General features: G+C 70.3%; 19 protein-coding genes. 10 read left to right on the top strand and 9 right to left on the bottom strand.

Annotated features, from left to right (window positions below; genetic code table 11):
* Positions 1-20: 20 nt before the first annotated feature.
* Positions 21-1,388 (bottom strand): MFS transporter, encoded by a 1,368-nt coding sequence (locus ACO07H_RS03235; protein WP_422011055.1) that lies wholly within the window; start codon positions 1,386-1,388, stop codon positions 21-23.
* A gap of 120 nt (positions 1,389-1,508) precedes the next feature.
* Between ACO07H_RS03235 and ACO07H_RS03230 the strand changes: the two genes are divergently transcribed.
* Positions 1,509-2,603 (top strand): 6-carboxytetrahydropterin synthase, encoded by a 1,095-nt coding sequence (locus ACO07H_RS03230; protein WP_422011053.1) that lies wholly within the window; start codon positions 1,509-1,511, stop codon positions 2,601-2,603.
* Entirely contained in the window at positions 2,600-3,235 is a 636-nt protein-coding gene (gene queE, locus ACO07H_RS03225) for a 7-carboxy-7-deazaguanine synthase (protein ID WP_422011051.1), read from the top strand. The genes ACO07H_RS03230 and queE overlap by 4 nt, the downstream gene beginning before the upstream one ends.
* Before the next feature lie 79 nt (positions 3,236-3,314).
* Here the strand turns inward: queE and ACO07H_RS03220 are convergent, their stop codons facing one another.
* From ACO07H_RS03220 to ACO07H_RS03205, 4 genes are all read right to left on the bottom strand, one after another.
* Positions 3,315-4,043 (bottom strand): DUF1223 domain-containing protein, encoded by a 729-nt coding sequence (locus tag ACO07H_RS03220; protein ID WP_422011049.1) that lies wholly within the window; start codon positions 4,041-4,043, stop codon positions 3,315-3,317.
* 47 nt (positions 4,044-4,090) lie between these two features.
* Positions 4,091-4,501, bottom strand: coding sequence for a hypothetical protein (locus ACO07H_RS03215; RefSeq protein ID WP_422011047.1), 411 nt, complete (start codon positions 4,499-4,501; stop codon positions 4,091-4,093).
* A 99-nt stretch (positions 4,502-4,600) separates the two neighbouring features.
* Positions 4,601-5,272: an OmpW/AlkL family protein gene (locus ACO07H_RS03210; RefSeq protein WP_422011045.1), complete on the bottom strand. Its 672-nt coding sequence runs from the start codon at positions 5,270-5,272 to the stop codon at positions 4,601-4,603.
* A gap of 27 nt (positions 5,273-5,299) precedes the next feature.
* The gene (locus tag ACO07H_RS03205; RefSeq protein ID WP_422011043.1) at positions 5,300-6,460 is read right to left on the bottom strand and encodes an SGNH/GDSL hydrolase family protein; all 1,161 of its coding nucleotides are present in this window, start codon (positions 6,458-6,460) and stop codon (positions 5,300-5,302) included.
* A 387-nt stretch (positions 6,461-6,847) separates the two neighbouring features.
* Here ACO07H_RS03205 and ACO07H_RS03200 point away from each other — a divergent pair, with 387 nt between their 5' ends.
* The 3 genes from ACO07H_RS03200 (at position 6,848) to ACO07H_RS03190 (ending at position 8,443) form a co-directional block, all read left to right on the top strand.
* Positions 6,848-7,174: a nucleotide pyrophosphohydrolase gene (locus ACO07H_RS03200; RefSeq protein WP_422011041.1), complete on the top strand. Its 327-nt coding sequence runs from the start codon at positions 6,848-6,850 to the stop codon at positions 7,172-7,174.
* A gap of 5 nt (positions 7,175-7,179) precedes the next feature.
* On the top strand, positions 7,180-7,833 hold the full coding sequence (locus ACO07H_RS03195) for a PolC-type DNA polymerase III (RefSeq protein ID WP_422011039.1): 654 nt from the start codon (positions 7,180-7,182) through the stop codon (positions 7,831-7,833).
* 91 nt (positions 7,834-7,924) lie between these two features.
* Positions 7,925-8,443 (top strand): GNAT family N-acetyltransferase, encoded by a 519-nt coding sequence (locus tag ACO07H_RS03190; protein ID WP_422011037.1) that lies wholly within the window; start codon positions 7,925-7,927, stop codon positions 8,441-8,443.
* Between the two features lie 61 nt (positions 8,444-8,504).
* Here ACO07H_RS03190 and ACO07H_RS03185 read toward each other — a convergent pair whose 3' ends face one another.
* Positions 8,505-9,563 carry a hypothetical protein gene (locus tag ACO07H_RS03185; protein ID WP_422011035.1) on the bottom strand — a complete coding sequence of 353 codons (1,059 nt, stop codon included), beginning with the start codon at positions 9,561-9,563 and terminating at the stop codon, positions 8,505-8,507.
* A 117-nt stretch (positions 9,564-9,680) separates the two neighbouring features.
* Between ACO07H_RS03185 and ACO07H_RS03180 the strand changes: the two genes are divergently transcribed.
* The 4 genes from ACO07H_RS03180 to ACO07H_RS03165 all read left to right on the top strand — a co-directional run bounded on the left by ACO07H_RS03180 (position 9,681) and on the right by ACO07H_RS03165 (position 11,763).
* Complete coding sequence (locus tag ACO07H_RS03180) at positions 9,681-10,658, top strand: helix-turn-helix transcriptional regulator (protein WP_422011033.1); 978 nt, start codon at positions 9,681-9,683, stop codon at positions 10,656-10,658.
* A gap of 103 nt (positions 10,659-10,761) precedes the next feature.
* On the top strand, positions 10,762-11,070 hold the full coding sequence (locus ACO07H_RS03175) for a DUF883 family protein (protein ID WP_422011031.1): 309 nt from the start codon (positions 10,762-10,764) through the stop codon (positions 11,068-11,070).
* A 7-nt stretch (positions 11,071-11,077) separates the two neighbouring features.
* A complete protein-coding gene (locus ACO07H_RS03170) occupies positions 11,078-11,467 on the top strand; it encodes a phage holin family protein (protein WP_422011029.1) in 390 nt (129 codons plus the stop codon).
* Positions 11,464-11,763: a hypothetical protein gene (locus ACO07H_RS03165; RefSeq protein WP_422011027.1), complete on the top strand. Its 300-nt coding sequence runs from the start codon at positions 11,464-11,466 to the stop codon at positions 11,761-11,763. Before ACO07H_RS03170 ends, ACO07H_RS03165 begins: the two co-directional genes overlap by 4 nt.
* A 45-nt stretch (positions 11,764-11,808) precedes the next feature.
* Here ACO07H_RS03165 and ACO07H_RS03160 read toward each other — a convergent pair whose 3' ends face one another.
* Positions 11,809-12,384, bottom strand: a complete 576-nt coding sequence (locus ACO07H_RS03160) for a cob(I)yrinic acid a,c-diamide adenosyltransferase (protein ID WP_422011025.1) — start codon at positions 12,382-12,384, stop codon at positions 11,809-11,811.
* Positions 12,385-12,435: 51 nt separating this feature from the next.
* Entirely contained in the window at positions 12,436-12,612 is a 177-nt protein-coding gene (locus tag ACO07H_RS03155) for a hypothetical protein (protein WP_422011023.1), read from the bottom strand.
* Between the two features lie 89 nt (positions 12,613-12,701).
* On the opposite strand from ACO07H_RS03155, the gene ACO07H_RS03150 reads away from it, so the two are divergent.
* On the top strand, positions 12,702-14,108 hold the full coding sequence (locus ACO07H_RS03150) for an FAD-binding oxidoreductase (RefSeq protein ID WP_422011021.1): 1,407 nt from the start codon (positions 12,702-12,704) through the stop codon (positions 14,106-14,108).
* On the opposite strand, the gene ACO07H_RS03145 is transcribed toward ACO07H_RS03150, so the two are convergent.
* Positions 14,098-14,898: a hypothetical protein gene (locus tag ACO07H_RS03145; RefSeq protein WP_422011019.1), complete on the bottom strand. Its 801-nt coding sequence runs from the start codon at positions 14,896-14,898 to the stop codon at positions 14,098-14,100. The two genes, ACO07H_RS03150 and ACO07H_RS03145, sit on opposite strands and share 11 nt — an antisense overlap.
* Positions 14,899-14,929 lie beyond the last annotated feature (31 nt).

Genomic DNA, 14,929 nt, shown 5'->3' with positions numbered 1-14,929 from the left:
GCCACCGCGCGAAACCGTTTTCAGGACGTCACGGGCTGGGCGCGCGGGCTGACGGCGGCAGCCGCCGCGGCCAGCGTGAACGCCAGCACCAGCACGGGGAGCACCTGGCGCGTGGCGGGGTCGAACAGCAGGCCGGCCAGCGCCAGCGCGGCGCTGCTGGTGAGCGCATCGCCGAGCTGCAGCGCGGATGTGTTGCTGCCTTGGCTGGCGGGCGACGACAGCTTCAGCAGCATCACCGACAGCATCGGGAACGACAGCCCGATGCCCAGCCCCACCAGCGACCAGCCGACGAAGACCAGCAGCGACGGCAGCGTGAACAGCAGCGGCGCCATGATGACGGCCAGGCCCGCGGCGGCCAGGCTGAAGCCGCCCGTCAGCAGCCGGCGCCGTGTGTCAGGCCGCTGCACACGCGCCTGCACGGCACTGCCGATGCTCCACGTGACCGCGCCGGCGCTGAGCGCGATGCCGGCCTGCGTGAGGCTCCAGCCGAAATGCTGCGTCAGCAGCAGCGGCAGAAAGGCCTCGGCGCTGGCGAACGTGGCGGCGATCAGGCCGCGCAGCAGGATCACCGTGGGCAGGCCACGCGCGGCGACCAGCGTGCCGCGCGGCAGCAGCAGCCGCGCCGCGAAGCCGGCCGCGACCAGGCCGCCGACGAACAGCGCCGTGGACTGCGCGCCGCTTTGCTGGCTGGCCGCGTGCAGCGTCAGCGCGCCGGCACTGGCCAGCAGCGCCCAGCGCATCGCGCCCCAGCGCAGCACCTCGCCGGTGCCGGCGCCCACGCGCTTGAGCGACGGCAGCATCAGCGCCGCCGCCACCGGCACCGCGGCGGCCACGGCCAGGAACACCGAGCGCCAGCCCATCCACTGCACGAAGAACGACGCCAGCGCCGGCCCCACCAGGCCGGGTACCACCCAGGCGCCCGCGAACATCGCGAACAGCTTGGGGTGCAAGGCCTGAGGCACGACCTGGCCCACACCCACGTACAGCGTCACGCCCAGCACGCCGCTGCCCAGGCCTTGCAGCGCGCGGCCCGCCACCAGCTGCGGCATGCTCGCCGCGAAGCCGGCCAGCAGCAGGCCGGCGAGGAAGAAGGACAGCCCGTACAGCGCCGCGCGGTAGGGGCCGCGCTTGTCGCAGAGCTGGCCGGCGGCCGTCATGCCCAGCACGGACGTGGCCAGCGTCGCGCCGAAGGCCAGCGCGTACAGCGGCAGCCCGTCCAGCGCCTCGGCCACGGCCGGCATGGCGGTGGCGACGGCGATGGACTCGAAGGCCAGCATGGAGATCAGCGCGATGGCGCCGATGCAGGCGGCGCGGCGGCCGGGGGCGAAGAGGCTTTGCGGAGCTGCGGTGGGCGCGGCGGACGCGGAAAGGGGATCGGCAACAGTCATGGAACGGGAGGCTAGAAGTTCAAGCCCACTTCAAGTCAAGTGCGGCCCGAGGCCGCCATCGTCGCACCTCGCCTGACCCCTGGACGACAAGGCTTCGGCGCGGGCCGCGACAATCGGCGCATGTCTGTTTCAGTTCTGCACTGCGCCTCGGCCGGCTTCGAGTCGGCCTGCCGCATCCCCGCCCTGCCCGCCTCGCACCGCAGCCACCGGCTGCATGGCCACAGCTATTTCGCCACCGTGCGCACGGCGCTGCCACCCGGCTGGGCGCCGTTCCCGGGGGGCGAAGTGGAGGCCTTGCGCAGCCGCATGGCCCACAGCGTCGCGCCGCTGGACCATGCGCTGCTGAACGACCACCTGGCCGAGCCCACCGACGAGAACCTGGCGCGCTGGCTGCGTTCGCGGCTGGACGTGCCAGGCATCGTGCAGGTGGGCGTGCAGAGCACCACGCACAGCGGCGTGGACCTGGACGGCGCGGGCCATGCGCATGTGTGGCGCCGCTACCGCTTCCAGGCCGCGCACCAGTTGCCCCACGTGCCTCTGGGCCACCAGTGCGGCCGCATGCATGGGCATGGCTTCGAGGTGATCCTGCATGCCAACGCCGACCTCGGCGAGCGCGACCTGGCCATCGACTACGACCACCTCGACGCCGTCTGGGCACCGCTGCATTTCGCGCTGAACTACCGCTGCCTGAACGACATCGAGGGCTTGTCCAACCCGACCAGCGAGAACCTCTCGGCCTGGCTGTGGGCGCGGCTCAAGCCCCAGTTGCCCGAGCTGAGCTGGGTGACCGTCTACGAGACCGGGTCCAGCGGTGCCAACTTCAACGGCCAGAGCTACCGCATCTGGAAGGAGATGACGCTGGACAGCGCCGTGCGCCTGAAGCACGCGCCGGGCGGTCATCCGCTGGCGGGCATCCACGGCCACACCTTCACGCTGCGCCTGCACCTGGCAGCGCCCTTGGACCAGGTGATGGGCTGGACGGTGGACTTCGGCGACGTGAAGGCGCTGTTCAACCCCATCTTCAAGCGGCTGGACCACCACCCGCTGTACGAGATTGCGAACCTGCCGGACGGTGATGCGGCCAGCATCGCCGCCTGGGTGCTGCGCGAGGGTGGCTCCGTGCTGCCGCAGATCGACCGCGTGGACCTGTACGAGACGCGCGGCTCGGGCGCCATCGTCAGCCGGGCGGATTCCGAGGAGCTGATTCCGGTATGACCTACGCGGTGAAGGAACTGTTTTTCACGCTGCAGGGCGAGGGCGCCCAGGCCGGCCGCGCGGCGGTGTTCTGCCGCTTTGCCGGCTGCAACCTGTGGAGCGGCCGCGAGCAGGACCGCGCCACCGCCGTCTGCACGTTCTGCGACACCGACTTCGTCGGCACGGACGGCGAAGGCGGCGGCAAGTTCGCGACGGCCGATGCGCTGGCGGACACCATCGCCGCGGCCTGGCCGGACGTGGCCGGCGGCAAGCGCTACGTCGTCTGCACCGGCGGCGAGCCGCTGCTGCAGCTGGACACGCCGCTGATCGACGCGCTGCACGCCCGCGGCTTCGAGGTCGCCGTGGAGACCAACGGCACGCAGCCGGCGCCGCCGGGGCTGGACTGGATCTGCGTCAGCCCCAAGGCCGACGCGCCGCTGGTGCTGACGTCAGGCCACGAGCTGAAGCTGGTCTACCCGCAGCCGCTGGCGCGGCCGGAACGATTCGCCGGGCTGGACTTCCAGCACTTCTTCCTGCAGCCCATGGACTCGGTGCTGCAGCGCGAGCACACGAAGGCGGCGGTGGCCTACTGCATGCAGCATCCGCAGTGGCGGCTGTCGGTGCAGATGCACAAGGTGGTGGGCATCGCCTAGCGGGTGTGGGCGACGCTCGACGGTGCGCGGCCATCGAGCGGCGAACGGGGCTGAAATTCGGGCCAGCGGCGCCATCCGCTCAGCAGCCGATGTCCACCGCCTGCAGCACCTTGCCGTCGCGCGCATCGGCCGCCACCGCGATCCAGCGGCTGGCATGACCCGGCTCCGACGGCGTGACCGGCACGGTCCACGACATGGCTGTGCTGCCGCTCCAGGCCGGCAGCCGTGCGTAGTCGCGCACGACGCTGTCGTGGGTCAGCATCTCGCCGCGGTTCTCGCCCGCTCGCACGCGGCTCTGGTGGCCGTCTTCGACACGGGCCCACCACACCTGGATGCGCGGCGGTGCCCCGGCCAGCGGCTCGGCACTCAGCGTCAGTTCACCGTGGGCGGTGCGCGCCCAGCTCAGCCGCACGCGCGCCGGTTCGGCAGCGGCGGCAGGCAGCGTGGCGCCACGCCAGTCGCGCCCGTTGACGACAACCTGCGGCGTGTACGGATAGCGCGACCCGTTGACGCCGACGCCTTGCCGCTGGCGTTCGGTGAAGGCGGGGCTGGAGAAGCGGTCGGGCCAGCCCAGGCCGTTCCAGTAGTCCACATGGAAGGCGGCCGCGATGACGCCGGGCTGGCCCTTGAGGCTGCTCAGCCAGCGGTCGGCCGGCGGACAGGACGAACAGCCTTCGGAGGTGTACAGCTCCACCACGCGTGGCACCGAGGCGCCGCTCTGCACGGTGGTGCCGGGGCAGCTGGGCTGGGCGAGCGCGGCGGCAGGCGCGACCAGCGCGAGCAGCAGGACGAGGAGAGGTGTCTTCATGCGGCTCTGTCGCGCAGCGCGCAAGATCCTGACAGCGCGGCAACTCGTCAGCCGCAGCAATAGCCTTCGCCGGCCTTGACGACCAGGCAGTCCTGCTTGTCCGCCAGCCACTTCATGCCGGTCTCGGCACCATGGCCGGCACGGATGGTTTCGGTCACGCCGTCACGCACGAAGCTCAGGCCGCCGCCAGATGCAGCGCGGGCTTCGAAACGGCGCGGGCCATCGAGGTTCTGCACGGTGACGCGGTAGGCGCCCGATTCGCTGGCGACCTCGAGAAACATGCCCTCCGGCCCCTGCCAGCGACCGATCCAGCGGTCAGGGCCTTCGGTGGTGGCCGCCGCCGAAGCGGCTGAAGGCGTCGGGGCCGGCAACGGCGCATCCGGCGGCTTGCCGCAGGCGGCCAGCGCCAGCGCGATCGGGAGCATGAGGGCCGTCGGCTTGAAGCCCAGGGTGGACATGGGGATCACCTCCAAGGTCTGTCGGCACAGCATGCCACGGGCCGGCCACGAAAAAGGGCTGGTCGCCCAGCCCTTGGTGTCGAAGCGAACACCCCCAGGTCAGAACCGGTAGCCGATGCCCAACTTGATGGACACCGGGTCCAGCGTCGTCTCGATGGTCTGGCCGGTGGACAGGCTGCCGGTGGTCTTCAGGAAGGTTTTGGTGACCGACAGGCTGGCGGACCAGTCACGCGTCACGTTGTAGGCCGCGCCCAGCTCCACGGTCGGGCCGAAGCGGCTCTTCATGGACAGCAGCGTCGGGTTGGCGGGCGTGCCGCCGGTGATGCCGGACAGCGTGGCCGTGGCCTTGGGCTTGTAGAAGTAGCCATAGGTCAGGCCGGCGCCGATGAAGGGGCGGAACACGCTGTTCGCCTCGCCGAAGCGGTACTGGCCCAGCAGCGTGATCGGCAGCGCCTTGACGGTGCCGAGCTTGCCGACCCCGTCGATGGCGCCCGCGCCGACGACGTCATGCTTGAACGGCCCGAGCGAGATGGGCAGGTCGATGCTGATGTTGTCGGTCCAGTAGTACGTGACGCCACCGACGAACTGGCTGGCGTTCTTCACGCCGATCTTGGTGCCCGGCAGGCTGGGTGCCGTCAGGTCGCCGCTGTCGACCTGCGGGCGGATCTGCACGCCGCCGCCGTAGACGACGATGCTGCCGGCCGACTGCGCGAAGGCGCTGCCGGCGCTGAGAACGGCAGCCAGTGCACCGAGGAGGAACTTGGTTTTCATGGGTTGTCTCCGAATGGGGCGCCGGGTTTACAGCCAGCCCTTGGTGGCCAGGGACTTGGCGATCAACTGCTGCGTGAGCTGATGGCCGTAGGGCGTCGGGTGGAAGCTGTCGGAGAACGCATACGTCTTCCACCAGTCGGGGCCGGTCGTGCCGGCCTTGGCGGACAGGGCCGCGTCCGTGCAGGTCTGGAAGGTGTAGGTGGGCAGGCCGTCGCTGCCCACACCCGTGATGGGGCAGGCGGGCGTGCTCACATTGGTCAGGCCGTATTGGGCGGGCGTGGCGACCTGGTCCTGGAAGGCCTTGTAGAAGTCCACCAGCACGACCCGGTCGTCGCCGGCCACCTTGGCGGCGAGTTCGGCGTTGAAGGCCGTCATCCAGCCCTGGAACAAGGCCTGCGACTGCGCGCGGGCGGTGGCACCGGCCGTGCCGCCGCCGCTGGCCGCGGCGATGCCGTCCAGCACCATCTGGAAGCGCGGCGTGAAGCTGATGTCGGGCATGTTCATGATCACGACATGCGTCGCGCCCTTGTCCAGCACGCTGGCCTTGATGGACGCGTAGAACTTGTCGGCCAACGCCTTCATGTAATCGCCGCCGATACCCGCTGTCGTCGTCGCGCCACCGGCCAGCGCCGTGCCGATCTGCGTGGACGTGAGCAGCGTACCGAGCAGGCCACGATAGGCCGCGGCCCCGTCCTTGGGGATGTTCAGGTAGGCGCCCACCAGGTCGGCCGCGTCGTTGCCGCCGCCGTCGACGATGACGAGGTCACCGGCCGCATAGGTGCCGACGGAGGCGTAGGTGGCCATCTGCACGCCCACGTTGAGCGGGTTGGCCGCGCTGGCACCCGCACCGGTGTAGGTGATGCGGCCGCCGCCGATGGCGAAGTTGGTGCAACCCGTCTTGGCCGTGTTGGGCGCGAAGGTCGTGCCCGTGAAGGTGAAGAAGTTGCACAGCGTCTGGCCGTAGTTGGCCGCGATGCGCTCGACGTAGATGGGGTTGCTGGCCGCCTGGACGGTGAACTTGTAGCCGAAGGTGCCGCTGTCCTGCAGGCTGTCGCCGAAGACCTTGACCGAGGTGATGGCGACCTTGGGCGTCGTGTCCGCCGAGCCGCCGCCGCCGCATCCGGCCACGATCAGGGCGCCCAACAACGCGGCCGAGGCCACGGCGATCCGGGTGGGGAAGGGTTTCATTGTTGTCTCCTGGGCGACACCGCGCAGCGGTGCATTCGAATCGGGGAGCGCCACTCTAGCCGCAGCGCCCGGACCTGCCGTTGCGTTTTTTCTGCCGCCGCGCGTAAAGAAACCTTCACGACACCGCGTCGACGGTTTGCGGCCTGCGCACAAGCCTGTGGATGACGCTGGCACAACCGGGCAGATATCCACAGGCCGAGGCCGTCCGGCGAAGTTGTGCCCAAACGCGAACACCGCCGTACAGGGGCTGGCGCACAGGCTTGTGCGCCAGCCAAAGGCTTGCCGCGACTGGACTTTTTGGCCTTGTCCACAGCACAGGCCGCCCTCTACTACTGTGACTACCTTTCAAACTTGAATACGTTATTGAATACATCGGACACTGCCGGCATGGATATTCCTGCCCTGCAGCGCCGCCTGCGCCACTTCGCCGCCGAACGCGACTGGCAGCCCTACCAGACCCCCAAGAACCTGGCGATGGCCATGACGGTCGAGGCCGCCGAGCTGCTGGAAATCTTCCAGTGGCTGACGCCGGAACAGTCGCAGGCGCTGGGTGAGGACCAGCGTCGCCACCTCGGCGAAGAGCTGTCCGACGTGCTGCTCTACCTGGTGCAGATCGCCGACCACGCCGGCGTGGACCTGGACGCCGCTGTCGAGCGCAAGCTGGCAATGAACGCCCTGAAACACCCGCCGAAGCACGCCTCGGCGAAGCCCTGAGCACGATGGAAACCATCGCCGTCATCGACTTCGAGACCACGGGGCTGGGCCCCACCAGTGGTGGCCGCGCCACCGAGATCGCTGCCGTGCTGGTGCGCGGTGGCGAGGTGGTCGACACCTATGCCAGCCTGATGAACAGCGGCGCCTGGGTGCCGCCCTACATCCAGGCGCTGACCGGCATCACGAACGAGATGCTGGCGGACGCGCCCGACTCGACCAGCGTCATGCGCGAGCTGGCGCGGTTCACGCGCGGCTGCCCGCTGGTGGCGCACAACGCGGCGTTCGACCGGGGTTTCTGGCAGGCCGAGATGCAGCGCGCGGCGGTCGATGCAGACCCGTCGCACGACTTCGCCTGCACCGTGCTGCTGTCGCGGCGGCTGTGGCCCGAGGCCGGCAGCCATTCACTGGGCGCTCTGGTGCGGTTTCACGGGCTGAACCTTGCCGGCCGCGCTCACCGCGCCAAGGCCGATGCGCTCGTCACGGCCGAGTTGCTGCTGAAGGTGCGGGCCGAGGTGGCGAGCCGCTTTGCGATGGACCTGGGCGATGTCGCCGTGGACCACGCGTTGCTCGCGCACCTGCAACGCACGCCGCTGCGCGGGTTGCGGCGTGGACTGGTGGACCACGTCAGGGCGCGCCGGGCCGTCGGCGCGGCGGCTTGAGCACAGAAAAAAACTCTGTCAAGTGCGGGCCTTACGCGGGATGGCACTCACAATCTCGCCCTTTCGCCCTGCGTGTTTGTTCAAGAGTTCCATGTCCGTGATCCAGGTTCGCCCCGCCACCCTGCGTGATGCAAAAGCCATCGCCGAGATTCACGTCGCTTCCAGCCAGGACGCCTACAAGGCCTTGCTGCCTGCGGCCGCGCTGGATGCGATGTCGGTGCAGAAGCGCCAGGCCTTCTGGCGTGAAGCCATCGACCTGTGCGAGCCGCAGGTCATCGTCGCCCACCTCGACAACAAGGTGATGGGCTTCGTCGGCTTCGACCGTTCGCGCGACAAGGGCACGCCGGCCACCACGGGCGAGGTCTGGGCGCTGTTCGCCGACCCCGTGCATTGGGACAAGGGCGTGGGCCTGGCCCTGTGGGACGCCGCGCGCGACGGCCTGCAGGAAGAAGGCTGCACCAAGGCCACGCTGTGGTGCTACCTGCGCAACGAGCGCGCGCTGCGCTTCTTCGAGCTGGCCGGCTTCAAGCGCGAGCTGGGCAGCGCCCGCACGACCGAGGTCGGCGGCGCGCGTGTCGAGGAAGTGCGCCTGCACCGTTCGCTGGTCTGAGCCGTCGCGGCCGGCAGCAAAAAGCGCCCTGCGGGGCGCTTTGATTTTGGGCTGACCGGCTTCAGCTGCTGTAGCCGCCCGTGGCCAGCGCCCAGCCATCGGTGGCGTCGTCATGGCGCTGGATGTGCACGGGGCACAGCTTCTTGGCCGCGGCGCGTTCGACGAGGTTTTCCGCCTGCTCCGGCGTCAGCTGCAGCGCCAGGCGCGCCCAGCGCTTTTGCACCAGCGGCTGGGCCCAGGCGTCTTCCAGCGCCCAGCGGATCTCGTGCGGTTCCTGCAGCTCGTTGGCCGCCAGCACGCGAGGCGCCAGGGCCAGCAGGAAGCGGTTGAAGTCGGTGCGCAGCGCATCGGTCGGCAGCAGGGCTTCGAGGCGGCTCAGCCGGGCGCTCCAGCCCGGCGTGGCGAGCTGGCGCGTGACCAGCGCCTGCAGCGCCTGGATGGGGTTGAACAGGCGCAGCCGGTTGGGCGGCAGCACGTGCAGCGGGATCAGCGCGGCCTCGTCGTGCGGCAGCGGTGTGACGAAGCTGGCCAGCACGGCCAGGCGCCGCCATTCGGCTTCGGCCAGGCCGCCGATGCGTGTGATGGGGCCCGCCGCGCAGCTGGCGGCCAAGTCGGCCAGCGCCCGTTGGCCGCGGCTGCCCTTGGCCTGGTTGGCGCGCCGGCTCATGACGGCGAGGTTGCCGGCCGCGTAGCCGGCGTCATCGCGCACGCGGTCGATGCTGCGGCTGTCGTCGCCGAGCAGCTCGCGGGTGATGGGGCAGTGGGTGGTGTCGAGCTGCGCCAGGTGGTGCGGCGTGAGCTGGATGTCCTCGAAGCTGCGGCCACGTGCCCACGCATGGGTGCGCAGTGCCAGCCACTGCTCGACCTGCGGGCTGGCCGGCGTGCGCACCGGGCGACCGCGGGCCGCCAGCCAGCCGCGCTGCAGCGGCGACTGCGGGTAGAGGTGGGCGATGGGCGGCGTGACGCCGTGCAGCGCGTGGGCGCGGCCCAGCGCCAGGCCGGTGCGCTCGTGGGCGCTGACGGAGGCGGGCACCTCGTGCATGTCCAGGTCGAACTGGACGAGGGCCGTGTGACCGACGGGTTGGAGGGTCGTGGACGGGCGGTTGATCGCGGCTTGCATGGTGGGCTCCTGGGGCTGAGGGGCTCGCCGAGGGTTTCGCGGGCCTTGGACAGCAGTGTTGAGGCTCACTGGCTCATGAGATGATCCACCTGAGAAACCACTGTAAATATTTTCAGCATGGACCGCACCGAGCGCTTCTACAAGATCGAGCACCTGATCCGCTCCCGCGGCTGCGTGTCGTTTGCCGAACTGCTGGCCGAGCTGGAGGTGTCACCCGCGACGCTGAAACGCGACCTGGCCTACCTGCGCGAGCGTCTGGACGCGCCCATCGAGTACGACACCGCCGACAACGGCTACCGTTTCGGCGAGCAGTGGCGCGGCGGCAGGCACGAGCTGCCGGGCGTGTGGTTCAACGAGGCCGAGCTGCATGCGCTGCTGACCATGCAGCAGATGCTGGCCGGCCTGGACGAGCAGGGCATCGTCGGCCGCCACCTGCAGCCGATGTTCGACAAGATCACCGGCATGCTGGGCGTGGATGCCGCCGAGGCAGACGAACTGCGGCGGCGCGTGAAGCTCATCGGCACGGCGCGGCGGCGCATGGCCAGCGACAGTTTCGAGACCGTGGGCAGCGCGGTCGTGAAGCGCCGGCGGTTGTCCATCCGCTACCGCAAGAAGCGCGACCGCGCCGACGTGCAGGCCAGCGAGCGCGAGGTGTCGCCGCAGCGCCTGGTGCACCACCGCCATGCCTGGTACCTGGACGCTTGGTGCCACGCGAGCGACGCCTACCGCCGCTTCGCGCTGGACGGCATCGAGGCCGCGACGCTGCTGGACACCGCCGCCCGGCCCGTGCCGCTGGCCGAATTGGAGGCGGAGCTGGACCAGGGCTATGGCATCTTCGCCGGCGGGACGCCGCGCGAGGCGGAGCTGGTGTTCAGCGCCGGCACGGCGGCCTGGGTGTCGCGCGAGGAGTGGCACCCGGCGCAGCGCAGCGACTTCCTGCCCGACGGCCGCTGGCGGCTGCGGCTGCCCTACGTGGACGACACCGAGCTGCTGATGGACTTGCTGCGCCATGCGGGGCAGGTGGAGGTCGTGGCGCCTCAGGACTTGCGCGAGGCCTATGCCACGCGATTGCGGCAGGCCGTGGCCGCGTTGTAGGACAAGCCCGCGTCATGCCCGCCGCAGGGCGCCAAAGGGTGCCGGTCCCAGACCAATCGCGTTAGGCTAGAAACGTGTGTGATATCCGATCTAGGAGCTGGTGATGAGCGAAACCTCCCGTGCAAAGGAAAAACTGGCGGCCGACTTCCATGCCGTCATGAGCGACATCGACGCGCTGATGAAGGCCACGGGCAGCCAGGCCGAAGGCGAGGCCAAGGCCTTGCGCGACCGCATCAGCGACCGGCTGGACAGTGCCAAGGAAAAGCTGCTGGACGCCCAGCACGAGGCCGTGCAGCGCGCCAAGGCGGCGGCCACGGCGACCGACGACTACGTGCACGACAACCCCTGGCAGGCCATCGGCGTCGCAGCCGCCATCGGCCTGGCGCTGGGCGTGCTGATCGGCCGTCGTTGAGCGCGCGTTGACCGATCCGCAAGAACCCGTCTCCGCGCCGCTGCGGCGGCTCGGCGCCGCGCTGCTGACGCAGGGCCGCATCCGGCTCGAGTTGCTGGCCATCGAGGCGCAGGAGGAGAAAGAGCGCATCGCCCACCTGCTGCTGTGGGCCGTGCTGGCTGCGCTGCTGGCCGGCTTCGGCGTGCTGATGGCGCTGATGCTGGCAGTCGTCGCTCTCTGGGACAGCCATCCGCTGCTGGCTCTTGCGGGCGCTACCGCCGTGCTGGCGGCTGCGGCCGCGTTCGCGGTGCTGAAGGTGAAGGCGCTCGTCGGCCTGCCGCCGTCGCTGTTCCAGTCCAGCCTGTCCGAGCTGCGCGAGGACGCCGACGCGCTGCGCCGTGACGCGCCGCAACCATGATCCCGCGCCTGCCGACGGACCCGCAGCAGCGCGCGCAGCGCAAGGCCGACCTGCTGATGGCGTCGGCGCTGGTGCGCAATCAGGTCATGCTGAATGCCGAGGATCTGGGCGCGCGCGCCGATGTCTGGGGCCGGCGCTGGCTGTGGCTCAAGGGCTGGATGTCCGATCCCATCGTGCTGGCCGTGGCCGGCGGTGGTGCGGCCTTCTTCGCCGTGTCCGGCAAGCGCCGGCGCAGCCAGGTGTGGCGGGCGGCGCGCTGGGTCTGGTTGGCCTGGAAGATGTACCAGCGGCGCTGAGCCGGCCGGCGGTGGTCAGCCGCCGCCCGGTGCATGTGTCCGCGCTCAGTCTTCCAGGCGCTTGAGCCGTTCGCTGTGCCAGTAGACGTCGTCACCGCCCAGGCCATCGAGGTTGGCGCGGTTGAGCACGCGGGCCAGCACGAACAGCAGGTCGGACAGGCGGTTCAGGTACTGGCGTGGCGCCGTCTTGATCGCCTCGACCCCGGCCAGCGTGACGACCGCGCGCTCGGCGCGGCGCGCGACGGTGCGGCACACGTGCGCGATGGCCGCGCTGCGCGTGCCGGCCGGCAGGATGAATTCCTTGAGCCGCGGCAGACTGCCGTTGTAGTGCGCCAGCGCCTCGTCCAGGCGCAGCACCGCGGCATCCTTGATGAGTTCGCCACCCGGCCAGGACAACTCGCCACCCAGGTTGAACAACTCGTGCTGGATGACGACGATGAGTTCGCGGATGTCGTCGGGCAACGGCTCGGCCAGCAACACGCCGAGGTGCGAGTTGAGTTCGTCGACGTCGCCCATGGCCTGCACGCGCAGGTGGTCCTTGGGCACGCGGCTGCCGTCGGAGAGACCGGTGGTGCCGTCGTCGCCGGTGCGGGTTGCGATCTGTGAGAGGCGGTTGCCCATGAGCGTCCATGCGAGGGTGTGAAGCCCCGCATTGTGCTCAGTGCCAGCCCGTCATTGCTCGTTGGTCGGATCGTGCGCCACCATCTTGGGCGGTGGCGGCGTTTCGGGTCGCGGCGTGCCGATGAACAGCTCGCGCCAGCGTGCGGCAATCATGTCGAAGCGCACGGCGCCGAGCACGATGAGGATCGCGGCGGCAATCAGCAACAGCCAAGTGAGGGTGGGACTCATGCAGGGGTCTCCCGCAGTGGTGTGGCGCCCATACTGGCAGCTTGGCCGCGCAGGCGCAACACAATGGCGTGTCAGACAGGGAGAGTTTCATGAACGCGCCGCACGCCCCATTCGCCACCCCGCCGCTGCCCGTGGCGCTGCTGGACGCGCTGCGCGCCGACTTCGCCGACCGCTGCTCCACCGCGCTGGCCGTGCGCGAGCAGCATGGCCGCGACGAATCGGTCTTCGACGTGCCGCCGCCGCAGGCCGTGGTGTTCGCCACCTGCGAGGCCGACGTGGCGCGCGTGGTGGCCTTGTGCGCGCAGCACCGCGTGCCGGTCATTCCCTACGGCGCGGGCTCGTCGCTGGAGGGCCACCTGCTGGCCGTGCAGGGCGGCATCAGCCTGGACGTGTCGCGCATGAATGCCATCCTGCGCATCGACGCCGAAGACCTGACGGTGACCGTGCAGCCGGGGGTCACGCGCAGGCAGCTCAACGAGGCGCTGAGGCACGAGGGCCTGTTTTTCCCCATCGACCCCGGCGCCGACGCGAGCCTGGGCGGCATGGCGGCCACGCGCGCCAGCGGCACGAACGCGGTGCGCTACGGCACGATGCGCGAGAACGTGCTGGCGCTGCGCTTCGTCAATGCGAACGGCGACATCGTGCGCAGCGGCTCGCGGGCGCGCAAGAGCAGCGCGGGCTACGACCTGACGCGCCTGCTCGTCGGCAGCGAGGGCACGCTGGGCGTCATCACCGAGCTGACCGTCAAGGTGCATCCGCTGCCCGAGGCCGTGTCGGCTGCGGTGTGCTCTTTCCCCAGCATCGACGCGGCCGTGCAGACGGCCATGCAGGTCATCCAGCTCGGCGTGCCCATCGCGCGCTGCGAGCTGCTGGACGCCAACGCGATCAAGGCCGTCAACGCGCACGACAGGCTGGGCCTGAAGGAGGCGCCCATGCTGCTGATGGAGTTCCACGGCAGCGAGGCGGGCGTGGCCGAACAGGCGGCCGTCGTTCAGGACGTGGCGGCCGACCACGGCGGCGAGGCCTTCGAGTGGGCCACCACGCCCGAGGCCCGCACGCGGCTGTGGACGGCGCGACACCACGCGTATTTCTCGGGCCTGCAGATGCGCCCGGGCTGCCGCGCGGTGACGACCGACACCTGCGTGCCCATCTCTCGCCTGGCCGAGATCATCAACGCGAGCATCGCCGACGTCGAGGCGGCCGGCCTGCCCTACTTCATCGTCGGCCACGTGGGCGACGGCAACTTCCACATGGCCTACCTGCTGGACCCAGCGCTGCCCGGGGAGCTGGCGACCGCCGAGCAGCTCAGCGCGCAGATGGTGGCGCGTGCCATCGCACTGGAAGGCACGTGCACGGGCGAGCATGGCATCGGGTTGCACAAGCAGAGATTCCTCGTCGACGAGACCGGCGAGCAAGCCGTGGCGATGATGCGCGCGGTGAAGGCGGCGATGGACCCGCTGGGAATCATGAATCCGGGGAAGATCTTCAGCGCATGAGTGGGCTCTGCAGCAGCAGCGCCGAGGCCAGGCCGGCAACGGACAGGCGCAGGTCCGGCGCGGCATCGGGGTCGATCCACACCTGGCCCGGCCCCACCGTCGAGACGGCACCCACGGTGCGGCCGTCCAGCTCGAAGGCATAGCCCAGCGTCATGGTGGCCGGTGCCTGCAGGGGGAGGCCGGCCTGGCGGCCGGCGACCTTCCGCAGGGGGGTCAGCACCAAGCGGCGGCCATGCTCGTCCTCCGCCCAGCCTTGCAGCGCGGCGCCGTTGGATGCACCGTCCCGCAACGCGAAGCGCCACGGCGGCTGGCGGTCGTCCGCGGTCCGCAGCGTGCCGATGACGGCGATCTGGCGGCTGACATCGCCGCCGGCCTCCGTTGGCATGCCGAGCCAGCGGGTGATCCAGTCCCGGCGCTGCTGGTCGATCTGCGTGATCAGCTGCACGTCGACCTCCGCGCCCGCCGGCCCCGCGAGCGTGTAGTGCATGCGCTGCGTGGCCGTCCTGAACGCTTCGTCGAAGTGGCGCCTGTAGATGCCCAGGTCAACGCCCGAGCAGCCGTTGGGGCAGGCGACCTGCTTCGTTTCCTGGCGCTTTGTCAGGTCGCGCGTCACGTAGTCGCCGAAGCGCAGCTTGCGCCCGGGCATCCAGCCTTGGCGGCCGCTGACGGGCCAGGCGGTCACCGCCGTGAGCGCGTCGGGTGGCAGGACCTCCATCGACGTTACGGCGCAGCCGGTCAGGATCGTCGCCAGCGCGATGACAGCCAGGGCGTGCAGAGGGCGTGAGCGCATGGGGGCGCAGCTTAGCGGAACCGGATGCGCC

Source organism: Roseateles sp. (genome assembly GCF_965229315.1).
Taxonomy (GTDB): domain Bacteria; phylum Pseudomonadota; class Gammaproteobacteria; order Burkholderiales; family Burkholderiaceae_C; genus Pelomonas.
The sequence above is the reverse complement of the archived record's forward strand: the minus strand, read 5'-3'. Positions and strand labels throughout refer to the sequence as shown.

Coding starts and splice junctions, on each gene's coding strand:
- ACO07H_RS03235 (WP_422011055.1), bottom strand. CDS start 1,388: ATGACTGTTGCCGATCCCCTTTCCGCGTCCGCCGCGCCCACCGCAGCT.
- ACO07H_RS03230 (WP_422011053.1), top strand. CDS start 1,509: ATGTCTGTTTCAGTTCTGCACTGCGCCTCGGCCGGCTTCGAGTCGGCC.
- queE (WP_422011051.1), top strand. CDS start 2,600: ATGACCTACGCGGTGAAGGAACTGTTTTTCACGCTGCAGGGCGAGGGC.
- ACO07H_RS03220 (WP_422011049.1), bottom strand. CDS start 4,043: ATGAAGACACCTCTCCTCGTCCTGCTGCTCGCGCTGGTCGCGCCTGCC.
- ACO07H_RS03215 (WP_422011047.1), bottom strand. CDS start 4,501: ATGTCCACCCTGGGCTTCAAGCCGACGGCCCTCATGCTCCCGATCGCG.
- ACO07H_RS03210 (WP_422011045.1), bottom strand. CDS start 5,272: ATGAAAACCAAGTTCCTCCTCGGTGCACTGGCTGCCGTTCTCAGCGCC.
- ACO07H_RS03205 (WP_422011043.1), bottom strand. CDS start 6,460: ATGAAACCCTTCCCCACCCGGATCGCCGTGGCCTCGGCCGCGTTGTTG.
- ACO07H_RS03200 (WP_422011041.1), top strand. CDS start 6,848: ATGGATATTCCTGCCCTGCAGCGCCGCCTGCGCCACTTCGCCGCCGAA.
- ACO07H_RS03195 (WP_422011039.1), top strand. CDS start 7,180: ATGGAAACCATCGCCGTCATCGACTTCGAGACCACGGGGCTGGGCCCC.
- ACO07H_RS03190 (WP_422011037.1), top strand. CDS start 7,925: ATGTCCGTGATCCAGGTTCGCCCCGCCACCCTGCGTGATGCAAAAGCC.
- ACO07H_RS03185 (WP_422011035.1), bottom strand. CDS start 9,563: ATGCAAGCCGCGATCAACCGCCCGTCCACGACCCTCCAACCCGTCGGT.
- ACO07H_RS03180 (WP_422011033.1), top strand. CDS start 9,681: ATGGACCGCACCGAGCGCTTCTACAAGATCGAGCACCTGATCCGCTCC.
- ACO07H_RS03175 (WP_422011031.1), top strand. CDS start 10,762: ATGAGCGAAACCTCCCGTGCAAAGGAAAAACTGGCGGCCGACTTCCAT.
- ACO07H_RS03165 (WP_422011027.1), top strand. CDS start 11,464: ATGATCCCGCGCCTGCCGACGGACCCGCAGCAGCGCGCGCAGCGCAAG.
- ACO07H_RS03160 (WP_422011025.1), bottom strand. CDS start 12,384: ATGGGCAACCGCCTCTCACAGATCGCAACCCGCACCGGCGACGACGGC.
- ACO07H_RS03155 (WP_422011023.1), bottom strand. CDS start 12,612: ATGAGTCCCACCCTCACTTGGCTGTTGCTGATTGCCGCCGCGATCCTC.
- ACO07H_RS03150 (WP_422011021.1), top strand. CDS start 12,702: ATGAACGCGCCGCACGCCCCATTCGCCACCCCGCCGCTGCCCGTGGCG.
- ACO07H_RS03145 (WP_422011019.1), bottom strand. CDS start 14,898: ATGCGCTCACGCCCTCTGCACGCCCTGGCTGTCATCGCGCTGGCGACG.